General features: G+C 49.1%; 7 protein-coding genes. 1 reads left to right on the plus strand and 6 read right to left on the minus strand.

All coding sequences use genetic code 11. The features are described 5' to 3' along the window. Positions 1-80 precede the first annotated feature (80 nt). On the plus strand, positions 81-2,771 hold the full coding sequence (locus tag IEV98_RS02565; RefSeq protein WP_188504360.1) for a peptidase associated domain and porin domain-containing protein: 2,691 nt from the start codon (positions 81-83) through the stop codon (positions 2,769-2,771). Positions 2,772-2,780: 9 nt separating this feature from the next. Here IEV98_RS02565 and IEV98_RS02570 read toward each other — a convergent pair whose 3' ends face one another. The 6 genes from IEV98_RS02570 to IEV98_RS02595 form a co-directional block, all read right to left on the minus strand. Continuing rightward, positions 2,781-5,039, minus strand: a complete 2,259-nt coding sequence (locus IEV98_RS02570; RefSeq protein WP_188504361.1) for a S9 family peptidase — start codon at positions 5,037-5,039, stop codon at positions 2,781-2,783. Positions 5,040-5,068: 29 nt separating this feature from the next. Next, positions 5,069-6,817 carry a DUF885 family protein gene (locus IEV98_RS02575; protein WP_229738534.1) on the minus strand — a complete coding sequence of 583 codons (1,749 nt, stop codon included), beginning with the start codon at positions 6,815-6,817 and terminating at the stop codon, positions 5,069-5,071. An 8-nt stretch (positions 6,818-6,825) separates the two neighbouring features. Further along, positions 6,826-8,577 (minus strand): DUF885 family protein, encoded by a 1,752-nt coding sequence (locus IEV98_RS02580; protein WP_188504362.1) that lies wholly within the window; start codon positions 8,575-8,577, stop codon positions 6,826-6,828. A 23-nt stretch (positions 8,578-8,600) separates the two neighbouring features. After that, positions 8,601-9,992, minus strand: a complete 1,392-nt coding sequence (locus tag IEV98_RS02585) for a SusD/RagB family nutrient-binding outer membrane lipoprotein (protein WP_188504363.1) — start codon at positions 9,990-9,992, stop codon at positions 8,601-8,603. An 11-nt stretch (positions 9,993-10,003) separates the two neighbouring features. Further along, positions 10,004-12,991, minus strand: a complete 2,988-nt coding sequence (locus IEV98_RS02590; RefSeq protein ID WP_188504364.1) for a SusC/RagA family TonB-linked outer membrane protein — start codon at positions 12,989-12,991, stop codon at positions 10,004-10,006. 297 nt (positions 12,992-13,288) lie between these two features. Further along, positions 13,289-14,710 carry an APC family permease gene (locus tag IEV98_RS02595; protein WP_188504365.1) on the minus strand — a complete coding sequence of 474 codons (1,422 nt, stop codon included), beginning with the start codon at positions 14,708-14,710 and terminating at the stop codon, positions 13,289-13,291. Positions 14,711-14,732: the final 22 nt, after the last annotated feature.

Here is a 14,732-nt window from a genome sequence, read left to right on the forward strand (position 1 = left end):
ATCATCCGAGCGCCTCCTCCATATTTTTTCATATATTAGTGGCATGATAAACCATAACTAACCATTTTTAACGTTGTTATATGCGGTTCTTTTTCTTGGGCATCTGCCTGCTGTCGTCTCATTTAACAGCCGCGCAAAACAACGGCGAGATTAAAGGCATTGTGGTGGATGCGAACCGACAACCGCTGGAAAAGGCGACGATAGCGATTGTTGGCGTCAAGGATTCTACCGTAATCACTTACTCCTTATCGGACACTGACGGTCAGTTCGATCTGGTAAAAATACCGGCATCGCAAGCGTTGATCATACACATCACACATGTTAGCAGTTCACCTTTTAGCCGCGAACTCTCCCTAAAGCCGAAGGAGATCTTGTCGCTTGACACCGTAGCGTTGGAAGGGGTCAATTTGGATGAGGTCGTTGTAACGCACGTAGCACCCATCCGGTTAAATGGTGATACCCTCGAATACCGGGCCGACTACTTCAAGACGCGCCCCAACGCCAATGTGGAGGAATTACTGCAACTGTTACCCGGTTTGCAGGTCAATGTAGATGGAACGATCTACTACCAAGGCAGGCAAGTTTCGGGAATACGGGTCAACAATAAAGATTTCTTTGCCCAAGACCTCACGATGGCGACCCGCAATCTGGACGCTTCACTGATTGACATCGTACAGGTAATCAAAGATAAAGGCGAATCCAAACGGGAAATACTGGATGACTCGGAGCTGCCCATCGTAATCAACCTGAAGACCAAAAAAGATTTTGTTAAGGCTGATTTCGGCAAGTTTTACGGCAGCGGCGGTACGCGCGATCGCTATGAAGCGGGAGCGCTGGTCAATACTTTTCGGGATACCCTGCAGATAAGCTTTATCGGCTATGCCAATAACATCAGTAGACAGGGTTTTGATTATAGCGAACTGGCGCAGTATGGCGGAATGAGCCGCGCAGAAAACAACTCATATAGCTACATGAGTTATGGCGGCTTGCAAAATAAGATCTCCCTTGGCGTAAACGCAAATTACGATATCGCCAAAAAGCTGAAGACAAATTTGATGTACACATTTGAGCAACAGAACGACTATGTGGACAACAGGGGGACGAACTCGAATTTCTATGAAACAATAACCGAAATCGCAAACAGCCACAACAATTCAACCTTCAATAACTATGCGCACCGTCTCCGTGCATTTGTGCGCTATGCACCGGATACGACATCAACGGTTTCCTTGGATGCTCATGTGGAGCTTGGCCGGAACGTAAATGACCACTTCGGCAATTCGAGCAGGATCCGGGAGGAGGGAGCGAGCGTTCAGGATGGCGAAAACATCAGCAACAGTATGGCAAACAACCGAAATTACCGATATAATCTGCAAGCTGAAAAAAAGCTGACCGCTTCAAAGATACTTCTGTCGTTTAACCAAAACACCAACATTCGGCAAACGGAAAATAACAACATTCGAAATACCATCAACCGATATTATTTATTTAATGACAGTATTGTAGACCAAGGCATATTGCAGCTAACCAACGGCGATAATATGAGCATTGGAAATACGCTAAACGTTCAAGTGCCCATCCGCAAACAGTTGAATTGGGACACTTATGCCCGCTACAACTGGGAGCTGAATCGAAACATAGAAGAAATAGATAATAAAATCAATGCGGACGCATTCTCGAATCGGAATGACGTAGCCAACAACAAGCAGGGGCGGTTCGGATCTGTCTATTTCGGCACGCGGGCAAACGCCTCCCTGTTCAAGGAAAAGCTGAAAATTTCAGCCGGCGTGGAGTGGTTGGATCTAAGTCGCAGTTATCACTATTATGGGAAAGCCACCGACCTGGATGATCGCAACCGCTATTGGCTGCCGAACGCTTCATTGAGCTATAGCGGTCTCACGCTATCGTACAACAAACAGGTGAGGTTGCCTTCGTTTTACCAGATTGTTGCAGTAAATTCAGACCTGTACCCGACTTCGCTGACTATAGCCAGCCCTTATTTTAGTAATCAACTAGAGCAGGCCATCAGTTTTCGCTATTTCAAATGGTTTGCAAGTAGCAAGGTAAATTTAAATGCTTCGATAGGCTATACGACCTATGACTCGTCTATTGGATCAAACACCACGTATGACGTTTCTAGCTCGGAAACCGTCAGTGAATACTATCAGGCACCGGGTACCAATCGGTTGTACGTAAATGCATACCTATCGAAGCGCTTCGTGCAAAACAAGGTGTGGAATATCAGCTGGAACCTCTCCGGGTATGGTTCGACGAGCAACTCGTATTCGATTGTGAATCGCGAGGAAAATAAATCACAATCGTTATATGGCAATCTCGACAACAGCCTAAACATCAGCTATAAAAACAAAGTGACCCTCATACCGACTTATGGCCTTAACGCGAATAGGGTCCGGAATGAACAGCAAACGGTAAACTTCCGGGATATCTCGAATATCAACCACAGTGTGGGTGCGATGCTGAGGCTGGATGATGTTGGTAAATTTCGTCTCGAGACTTCATATACGGTGCGAAACCAACCTCAAAGCTTACGTAACGACCGTACTAACCTGCACCTCGTCAATGCGTCGCTGTACTATCCGATCATGCAGCGGAAGGGCGAATTGAAGTTTACCGCGTTTGACATCCTCAACCAGAATCAAAATATCTGGATGGGTAGCTACGGCAACACCAACTATTACCAGGAACAACTAACCCTGCGTCAATATTTTATGCTGGGGTTGGTGTATAAATTCCTAGCTACACCGAAGTGAACAGGGTACCTAAAACACCGCTTTCTGCCCTTCCCATACCGGTGGATCTACGCCCAACAGGTATTTCACAAAAAAGTCGCGTCGCTTCTTCTCACCATATTCCCCGCCCGAAGTATGGCCAGCGCCGGGCAATACAACCAATTCGTGTTCTTTATTGGCCTTGATCAGCGCATCCACGACCTGCATGGTAGAAGCAGGGTCTACGTTGTCGTCCACCTCGCCCACGATAAGCATCAGCTTCCCTTCCAGTTTATGTGCATTGACGACATTTGAGCATTCGGCATATTGCGGACCAATGGGATAACCCATCCACTGCTCATTCCACCACATCTTGTCCATCCGGTTGTCATGGCAACCACACGAAGACACGGCGACCTTATAGAACTCTGGATGGAACAGCACCGCTCCCGCAGCATTCTGTCCGCCAGCGGAAGTACCGTATATCCCCACCCGGCCGAGGTCCATATAGGTGTACCGCTGCGCAGCTGCCTGCATCCACAAAATCCGATCGGGAAATCCGGCATCCTTAAGATCTTTCCAACACACGTCATGGAATGCCTTTGATCGGTTGGATGTACCCATCCCATCAATCTGCACGACGATAAAACCCAGTTCGGCCAGCGCGGCCATCCCCTGTTGCGTACCGAAATTCTTAGGCACGAAAGAACCCTGCGGCCCGGCATAGATATTTTCGATGACGGGATAGGATTTGTTGGGGTCGAAATTCGAAGGCCGGATGACAACACCCCATATATCCGTCTCTCCATCACGCCCTTTGGCATGGAATACTTCGGGATATTTCCAACCGGTTGCCAACAACGCGCTGGCGTCCGCTTTTTCCAGTTCAAACAATATGTTGCCGTCCGTCGCGCTGCGCAATACCGATACCGGAGGAGCGTCGACCCGTGAATAAGTATCTACGAACGTCGAGAAATCCGAAGAAAACGACGCCCGGTGATTGCCGTCTTCCGTCGTTAGTGGCCTAAACCCCGAACCATCGAAATTAACCCGGTAGTATTGGATAAAATACGGATCTTGGCCGGCCTCCTTGCCGCTTCCGGCAAAAATGATGTACCGATGCTCTTCGTCTACATACGCCACCTCACGCACTACCCATTCGCCCTTGGTAATCTGGTTTTTCACCTTGCCGGTTTGCCCGTCGTAAAGATACAGGTGATTCCAGCCATCGCGCTCCGACGCCCAGATGATTTCCTGGCCATCATGGATGTCCTTTCGGTATTTTTTGCCGCTATATTCGACAAAGGTCTTACTGGTTTCCGTAATCAGTGCTTTCACCTCGCCATTGTTGGCATCTACGGACATAACTTCATAACGCTGGTGCCCGCGCTGATTGTACTCAAACGTAAACGCCCGACTATCTTCGCGCCATTCCAGACGCGAGATGCTGTATTGGTTGGGTATCCGCTCAGGGTCTATCGGTACCGATTGCTTGCTCTCCAGAAGGAAAAGCACCGGCTGGCTTTGTGGGAGCGCATCGCCGGGTTTCAAATAGTTCCGTTCTTGAAGGATTGGCTGCAGTTGCGCGCTCGGCGACGACTCGACAAAATAGATTTTGTGAGGTGTGTTGGGCCTGACCTTGTTGACAGCAAGTTTTTTGGAATCAGGTGACCAAGCGATCTGGGACGAATAGTGATGACCAAGCGCACCGTCGTAGCTCAGCTGAATTTCGTCTTTGCCATCACCCCGCTCGCGGATGTACACATTATGGTTCTTAATATAAGCTACCCAGTTGCTATCCGGCGAAGGGATTTCCCGGCTTTCATTTTCTTCGCGGTTGCCCCAATAACCCCGTCGGCCCCTAGGCTCAGGTTTCCTTCCGGTGTCTGAAACCTTATAATCAGCTAAATTCGCGCTCCAAACTTTGCCGTACGCATCAAACTCGATCCGGTTGGTTCCCTTATAGGCAATACTATAAAATGGAAGGCTGTCGGCATCGACCACTTCATCACTGGCCATTGCGAGCGCCGTAGCAAGCTTCGCATGGTCGAATGCTTCCGCCTTTTGCTTTTTGGAGGCATCTACGAATATAAACCGCCTTCCCGCCGGCGTTTCATGCACATACCATAATCGTTGTTGGTCTTCCAACCAAGAAAAAGCCGTTGGCGCATAAAATACTTTATTCCGGGTTGTTTCGCCAAAGGCGTTTGCTCGTTTGTAATCTGCCACGGCACCTTGTGCGAAAGCGCCGTCGACGGTAAGCAGCCCACCGAACATTAGGCAGATGGCTAGATAATTTATTGTCTTCATATGGTCTAATTTGTTGAAATCACCCATGGTTATTTCCAGAATGGGGCTTGTTCATAAAATTTCCAGCTCGTCTTGAAATTCTTGTCCAAAGGCTGTTCTGTAAGGATAGCTCGCACCATTTCCACCGGCATCGCGTTTAAGGTCAACACCTTATCATGAAATTCCTTAATGGGCATTTTCCCACTATCCACCAACTCCCGTTTCAGTCCGGAAAATTGCAAGCCACCCATCATATAAGCCAGTTGGTACAGCGGCGTTATACGCAGGCCGAATGACCTCCTAACCTCAGCTTCGGCGTTTGCGCGTTCGAAGACGACGCGGTCTACCAAAAAGTCGATACACTCCTGAGGTGTCCATTTACCCAGATGGTAGTTGAGCGAGAAGATTACCCGGGCACACCGGTGCATCCGCCAAAAAAGCATGCCGAGCCGATCTTCCGGCGATTGCGGAAAGTCCATATCATAGAGCAGGAACTCCCAGTACAATGCCCATCCCTCGGTCCAGAATGGCGTTCCAAATGAGCGGTAGGTACGGTATCTGTTGGTCATCATCCGCTGGTAGTGATGGCCCACGATCGATTCGTGATGCACGGTTGCCCGCGAAAAATGGGGATTATTGCCGCGCATGCTCATCATCCGGTCTTCAACCTCCATGGTGTTGGTTGGATACGATATGCTGATTGAAGTTCCGCCAGTGAAAAAGGGATTCACCAGTTGACGCTCCGGCGACATCATCCGCAATCCCCAGACCTCTACGGCCAACGGATCGATCGTTGCTAGATCATGCGCTTTGATGAAATCGAGCGATTCATTGAACAGCCTACGGATAAGTGCTGGCTTACCTCCCGCCGGCACATACGTTTCCTTTACTTTCTCTTGTGCGGCTTTCCAATCGTCACCGAAGCCCATTTCCCGTGAAGCTTTCAAGGCTTCGGCATCGCACCACTCAAACTCCTTCATGGCGATATCAATCAATTCCTCGGGCGTGTAGGGAATGAAATCGTATCGCAAAAGCTTGATAAGCTCCTCCCTACCAACGGGTTTGCCTACGATACCACTGTCGTCCATTTGAAGACGGCCTGCAACCAATTGTTCCCCGAAATCGTCGGCATATCCCGACAATTCCCTCACGAGGTTTTCGTATGGCAGGGGTACCCACCAGGTGTATAGCGGATCGTAGCCATTGTAAAACTCATAGGCGCTGCGCAAAGCCGTTTGTAATCCGGTAATGATATTGCCAGCGGTATAGATATCCAGCACATTCAGGCTTTCGTCGGTTTTTAGTTGGGCCCGCAACGCCTTGATCTGCTTTATCATATCCGTATAACGCAACGCGATTTGTTTGGAGTCGGGTATGTCACTGCCGTCGCGCCTGAAGCGCTCTTCGTCGTAAATAGCCTCCGCAAAAGGAAACCACTTGGTGATTTTTTCAACGGCCTCCCGCTCGGCCTGCGAAAGCCGGAGCTGTTCTTCGCGATCCCGTTTGAACAGGATATAGTCAACCTGGCACTCCTGCGATAAACTCGAAAAATCAATCTTCGACAATTTATCCAAATAATCCCGATCGTGCTTTTCAAAGCGTGCCCGGCGCTCCGGCGAATATTCAACGATATAGGCTATCCGCAGGGATGCCAGGTCGGCATCGTAGCGTGTAATCAGTTGGGGCATGACCTGGCAGGGTACAAATTCATTGTCCGCTTGTGCCGGTGCACGTCCGGGCGCCAACAGAAGTAATGCAGCCACTATAACCCGGCTGCGGAGTAGGGATGTTCTCATCATCGGTACGTTTATTTTATTATTTTCAAGTCGTTATCGTCGTAGAACCGCCATTGGGTTTTGTATTCCTTCGTTAATGGCCGACCGGTTAAGACTGCCCGTATCATTTCCATCGGCATGGCATTCAACTTGATAATCCCATCATGGAAATCACGATAGCTCAGCTGCCCACCATCAACCAGCTCCTTTTTCATGTGCATCATCTGGATACCACCCAGCAAATAAGCGATCTGATAAAGTGGCGCGCCCCGTGTACCCGCACTGAGCGGCCCCCTGATTTCGCTTATCGCATTTTCGCGCTCGTGCCCCACTTCATCCACCAGGTAATCGATGCACTGCTGGGGCGTCCATTTCCCCAAATGGAAATTCAGGGAAAAGATGATACGCGCACAGCGGTGTCTCCGCCAGAACAGCATGCCTATTCTATCCTCGGGCGTTTGCGGGAATTTCTTGTCCCACAGCAACAATTCCCAGTATAGCGCCCAGCCTTCCATCCAGAACGGTGTGGAAAACTCCGACCGATAGGTCCGGTACCGGTCGCGCATGAAAAATTGGAGATTATGCCCGGGAATCAACTCGTGATGTACCGTAGCCCGAGAGAAATGTGGATTATTGCCCCGCATGCTCATAAGCCGTTGGTCGATATCCATCGTATTCGTGGGGTAGGATATGCTGATTTCCCACCCACCCGTGAAAAACGCCGTGTACCGTTGCCGCTGGGGCGTCATCATGATCATGCCCCACGTCTCCTCCGCTAAAGGCGGAATCGTTATCAAATCGTTGGATTTGATAAAATCAATCGATTCGTTGTACAATCGCAATATCGTTTCGGGTTGCTTACCGGGGTCCACGTATTGCTCTTTTACATACTCATTGGCTTTTCGCCAATCATCGCCGAAGCCAAGTTCGCGCGACGCCTTGATCAATTCCTGATCGCACCACGCCATCTCTTTCTGCGCAATCTCATAGATTTCCTCGGGCGTATAGGGAATCATTTCGTAGGTAAATAGCTTCACCAGCTCATCACGTCCCACGGGTTCCCTAGAGATGATGCCATTCTGGTCAGCGGGTGGCAGCTTCGATTCAAACTGCGTTGCAAACCGACTTAACGTGCTGTCCAATTGCTTGTAAGGACGCTCCGCCCACCAGGTAAACGAAGGGTCGTAGCCGTTGTAAAACTCGAATACGCTGGTCAATGCGGTCTGGAACCCAGCGATGGTCTGTTTGGCCGTGAGAATCTCACCCGTAGTAAACTGTGCGTCGCTTTCCACGAACCGTTCATTGAGCTGCCTAACTTCCTTGGCAAGATTGTTCCAATAGATCGCCACACGTTTGGCATCTATACTTGCACCCCGTCTACGCTTTTTTTCCAAAGCATAGACCGAATCGGCAAAGGGAAACCAAGTCACAACCTTCTTGAATTCTTCTTCTTCCTTCTTTGCAAAGCGGATATACTCGTTTAAATTCCTTCGGAAAAGCAGGTAATCCACCTTACATTCTTGGTTCAATACATTGAAATCCAGCCCATCCAAAGCCGTCAGGTAATCGTTGTATAACAAAATAAGCCGCTCGCGGCGCTCGGGAGACATGCCCACTGTATAAAACCGGTTGACGGCCCGTCGATCTGCAGTAAACTGCTGAATAAGGTGGGGTACTTCCTGGCAGGGCACCGCTGAAAGCTCTTGCTGTGCGCTACTGGGCAGTGTACTGATTACAAATAGGATAAGTGCTATTATGCCTTTTATTTTCACGATGTGTGTCATAAGCTATTACGAACTTGTTTTTATCAGGGTTGATCCCACCATATACGGTCCGTCAACGTTGCGGTATGTTGCGATTGCGGGTTGGTAGAGACCTCAATCAATGGGTAAATCAACCGTCTTGGGATATCGGAAAGTGCATTTTCCACTTTCGCCATAACCGGAAAGCCCGTGCGCCGCCAATCGTTGAAGTTCTCAGCCGAAAGGAAATTAGCAACCTTTTTATCTTCCATGATGCGTTGTAAAGCATTGCCGGCGGTAAGTGGTAACCGTGTAGACAGGTAGGTCTGTACGTCCGCATCGTCACGAGACAAGCCCACCTGTTCCATATTGGCCAATATGGCCTCCCGGAATATCGGTTCAGCAGCCGCATGCCCTGAAACAATAAGCGTTGCTTCGGCTTCAATGAATAACGCTTCGGAGTAAGTCAGCAAATGCACGCTGGCGTCCTGCCCCCCATAGTAATCCCCTAATATGGAATACGATTCCAAACTACCAATTCCCTGTTGCCCTAAAGGTCGTCCCCGGTACTCGCCATCGCTCTTTGCCGGAGTGACCAACAGCGGAAGGCGCGGGTCATTCCGGGACACGAGTGTATCCACGGCATTGGCAGCAAGCACGATGGTCTCGATGGGCAACATCCGCGTAAACCACCGGCTCTGCGTACCAGCGCCACCCGGGTAATCAAACTCCATGTTTTCGGCATTGCTCCCATACCCTTGCGCCAGCGCCTGAAGGGCTTGCGTGGCCTGTTGTACCGCATCATATCCGGGAGCATCGGTGAGGTGCATATGAAAGCGAGCTTTCATGGTATAAGCAGCTTTTACCCAATTCTCCATGTTCCCAACGAAGAAAAAATCATCGTTGCCGGGCGTCAGCCCGATATTTCTACCAATGTCAGCAATCCCTTCATCCAGCAGTTGCTGGATGGATTGATAAATGGATTCCTGAGCGTCATATGCGGGTGTGAAATTGCCTTCGCCTTGCAAGCTTTCCGAATACGGGATATCTCCCCAAAAAGAGGTCCCCAGCCCAAGGCAATAGGCAGTCAATATCTTGGCGATACCTGCATAATGAAAATTCTGGCGCTCTTCGGCTTGCAGCTTCAGGATGTTCAAATTTTTTAAACTGGTCGCATACAATGCCGTCCACGGCGCATCCAGCTCACTTGGCACCAGCAAATAGGTACCATGATTGGGAATGGGCTGGTTCAAGGCGATATTCTGCATATAGTAATTGACGAACAGCGTACCGTTGCCCGCCGTGATGTTATGCGCAATCTGATAGCAAAGGGGAGCCAGCAGCAGCTTCTCATCCACCTTGGTAGGGGCATTCGGATTCTCGTTGACATCTATAAAGTTTTCACAACCAGCAAACAATACTACTGCAAAAATGAAAGAAAAAATACGCGTCTTCATCAGCTTTTAGTTTAGAAATTCACGGATAGGGTAAAATTGTAAGATCTGGCTGTCGGTACGGAATAGGCGTACACCCCTTGGGAACCATTGGAAGAACCAAAGCTGCTTACTTCTGGATCGGATCCCGTAAAATTCGGAGCATAAATCCATAAATTCCTGCCGGTCGCGGCGAGGGACACTGCACTAAACGGCGTCCTACTGATCCATTTTTCAGGAAACTGATATCGGATAGACGCATTGCGCAGCTTCAGGAAAGTTCCATCCTGTATGATGGATTCGTAAATCAGATTCAGCCGTTGGTAGTAATCTTGTGCCTGTACTTCTACCGTATTCGGCTGGTTGTCCACAACGCTTATTCCCGGTATCACGCGCGGCTCTCGGTTTTCTGTCACCTTGGGTGTCCCGTAGAAAAATCCGTACCGCTCATCCGAATTGAAGATATCGCCGCCCTTTTTGAAATCAAAGAAGAAATCAAAAGAAAGGTTGCGGTACCTGAAATTATTCGTTATGCCGGCCAGCCATTTTGGCTGTATGTTACCGATCATCTGCAATTCGTTGCTAACCATGGGTAGTCCACCTGCATCGATAAGGATTTCATTTGCTTCATTCCGGCTGTAGCCATAGTTATAGAACGCCCCGTAAGGCTGGTTGAGGAAAGCCCATGTTTCGCCGATCTGCAGCCGATCCTGGTCGCCATATATCCGGGTTACGTTATTCCTTATCCGCGAGAAGTTAACGGTCATATCCCATGAAAAATTTGCGTTTTTAATAGGTGATCCGTTGACGATCAATTCAATGCCCTTGTTGGTCATATCACCTGCATTGAGTGTCGTGGAACTATAGCCCGTTGCCGGCGAGATCGGAATATTCGACGTCAGCAATTCCACATGATTTCGATTGAAATAGCTAAACTCAAAACCCAATCTAGTCTTCAGGAATTGCATTTCAAGGCCAACCTCATATTCCTTCGTCTTTTCGTTTACCAAACTATTGTTGCCCAGGGTGTTGCCCATCAGAAAACCGCTCCGGTTGTTGAACGGGAAATTACCAGCAATCTGGAAAGGCGTTTGTAGGCTATACGGGCCGATGTTATCGTTGCCCACTATGGAATAGGAGGCCCTAAGCTTACCGAACGTGATGGCCGGTACATCCAGCAGTTCCGAAAACACGAACGAAGAAGACATCGAACCATAAGGGTAATACCGATTGCCGACGTTCAAGACCGAGCTACCATCATAGCGGCCGGTCAGGGAAAGGTTGAGGAAGCGCCTGAATTCGATATTGGCCTGCGAATAAAATCCGACTTTTCGCTGGAGGTAGTGGCTTTCCGTGCTGACCTGCCGTTCGGAATTGCTGACATTTTTAAAGTCCTCGATGGTCAGCCCGGTTCCTTCGATCTGATAATTCTGGCTGTAGGTGGATAATATGTTGTTTCCCAGCATCAGGCTGATATCCCAATCCTCACCAAATTGCTTCCGGGCCTCAACGATAAGGTCGTGATTGAACTGGCGGAAGTTGTTGTTGCGATCGCGGATCACACCGAGTGTCTGCAAGGTATTGCTCCGCGCTTCATAGTACTTGGTCTGTTCCGCAAAAATATCCGCACCGATGCGTTCGGTAACCGTTAACCAAGTGAATGGTTTGTATGTGAACGTGGCGACCGGGAGGAACCGATGGACAATCGACTCATTATTGATATGATTCAACACCCAGTACGGATTATTCCTGGAGAAACGGAAAACCCGCTGGTTGCCGTTTTCGTCTAGGTAAGGTAACGGATTCCAGGTCCGGGGAGCTGTATAGATCGTCCACAATGGGCTTTCCAGCCCGTGACCTTCCGGCACCCGGTCTGAGGACGACGTGGTATAGTTCAGTTGGATGGTACTCGACAGCTTTTCGGAGATCTCAGTCGTGTATTTCGCAAACATGGCATGCCGGTCGTAGGCAGACTCGGGCACCACGCCTCCCTGATTGACAAACGAATAGGATAGGAAATAATTGGATCGCGCACTTCCCCCATCGATGCTCAACGAATTGGTTGCGGTCTTTCCCGTCCGGAAAAATTCTTCCATCGGGTTTTTATTATACGTGACTAGGCCGCTGGCCAGGAGTTCCGCGATTGGCGGCCCCCAAACGGTACTTGTCTTTCGCTCATCGCCGTCATAATATTCCCCGCGATCTCCCAGCGCATATTTTTCTTGTACCTCAGGGAGGATCGGATTTTCCAATGAGTACTGGGAAGTAAACGAAATAGTAGGTTTGCGATCCTTCGACCCATTTTTTGTAGTAATCATCACCACGCCCCGCGCGGCTTTCGAACCATATAATGCAGCGGCAGCCGACCCTTTCAACACGTTGATGGACTCAATAATAGCTGGGTCGATATCGGAAATACGGCTTATCCCTGCTCCGGGTCCGGCATTGCCGCCCTCATCATTGTTTATGGGGACACCGTCCAGCACGATCAGTGCTTCATTCTCCCCCAATAACGAACTGGTGCCACGGATAACGATGCGTGACGAACTTCCCGGCTGGCCACTGGATGACGTAATCTGGACACCCGATACTTTGCCGGTAAGCGCATTCAGTACATTCGGTTCTTTTGAATTCGCAACGGATTCACCGCTGACCTGCTGGGTGCTATAAGTGAGCTGTCTTCGCTCCCTTCTTATCCCAAGGGCAGTTACCACTACCTCATCCAGATCGGTCGATTCGCCAATCAGGCGAATCTCATAATCATCTCGGTTGTCGATAGAAAATGTGGCTGGCTGATAACCCACCGAAGTGACCGAAACGGTACTACCGACATTACTGACCAACGAAAACATGCCTTCTTCATCGGTTTGACTCGTCGCCGAAGTGCCCAGAACCTGTATGGTCACCGATGCAATCGGAATTCCATCTTCCGACATTACTTTGCCGGTAATGGTCTTCTGTTGGCTATAGGCAATCGAGCAACAAACCGCACAAAATAAGATAAGTGAAGTGATTCTTTTCATAATTTTTTGGATTCATTTTGTAACGTCAGTAAACATTGAAAAATTAACTCGCCTTGCGTCACGTTCGAAAGTGACCATAGTTAAATCCCGGCCTCGTTTAATAATTGAATAATTGGTTGAAAATGTCAAAAAGACACCCACTATTGCAAATATAGTGGGGTGTATAGGACGAGCCTAACCGCATATTGGCGGATACAAACCGTAATTTAACTCAATATATTCGACCTTGGGAAATGCGGCTGAATATAAAAAAGGTCGACGTAGCCGCCAACCTTTGGTTATTTCGTTTGCCCTGCACTATGAGTTTTCAGGCATCGATTTTTTACGAATCAAATAATATACTGGAATACCTAATAATGCAATGATGATTCCCGGCCATGTATAATTAGGCTTGTAAATAGTCATCAACACGATAAATGAAATACCCATCACGATGTAAATCATGGGCAATACCGGATAGCCAAAAGCCTTATACGGCCGCGGTATATCCGGCCGTGACTTACGCAATCGGAAAATACCGATTATAGCCAGTACGTAAAAGATAACCACCACACTGGAAATCATGTCCAACAGATCGCCATACTTGCCGCTTAAACACCATAATGATGCAAAAATACACTGCAACCAAAGGGCCACGCCCGGAACGGCAGATTTATTGAGCCGCCCTACTTTCTTGAAGAAAAGCCCATCCTGAGCCATCGAATAGTAAACCCTCGCACCAGCCATAATCAGTCCATTGTTGCATCCGAAAGTGGAAACCATGATCATCACGGCAATGATGATAATACCGACAGTACCGAAGATTTCCTGCGCGGCTGTCATCGCTACCCGATCTTTATCGGATGCCGCCATCTGTTCCATCGTCAGTACACCGGTGTACATGAGGTTGGTGAGCAGATAAACAACGGTGACAATGATGGTACCCAAAGCTAAGCTGAGCCCCACATTCCGGCTTGGGTTTTTGATCTCTCCGGCCACAGACGACGATGCATGCCACGAGTCGCTGCTAAATATGGCACCCACCATACCCGCGGCGATAGCTCCTAATGCCGCAAATGTCGTGTAGTCGGCCAACGAGCCATCTGCATTCAGCCTCCGAAGATTCCACGCATCGCCCGATAGCCAATTGGCTTGCCATACCTCGCCATTGAAGGCAAATAGGCCGAAAAGGACCAATCCCGAAAGACTAACAATTTTTACAACAGTGATGGACGTCTGCACGGCCTTACCGCTGTTGACCCCGCGGGTATTGACAATCGTAAGCAGCAAAATAACCACAATGGAAACCAGCTGGGCAGACGACAGCTGTAAAAAGCCGAGGTCCATCAGGATGACGTCTTCATCCAGCAGTGGGAGGAGATAAGCCGTAAACTTGGCGAAGGCCACCCCCACCGCAGCGATCGTAGCGGTTTGAATAACGGTAAAAAAAGTCCAACCAAAAACGAAGCTGACAAGGGGATTGTAGGCTTCCCGTAAGTAAATGTACTGACCTCCGGCTTTAGGGAACATGGCACTCAGCTCTCCATAGCTCAATGCGGCGGTCAGCGTCATGAATCCAGTAATCAACCATACGGCCATCAGCCAACCAGCGCTGCCTGTATTGCGTGCAATATCCGCGCTAACGATAAAAATCCCAGAACCGATCATACTCCCCGCCACCAGCATCGTGGCATCCATCAGCCCCAATGATGACTTAAATCCACTAGTTGTCGTACCCATCGTAATTTGCCTTGATTGTTAG

Origin of the sequence: Parapedobacter pyrenivorans, from assembly GCF_014636865.1 — a bacterium.
Lineage (GTDB): Bacteria > Bacteroidota > Bacteroidia > Sphingobacteriales > Sphingobacteriaceae > Parapedobacter > Parapedobacter pyrenivorans.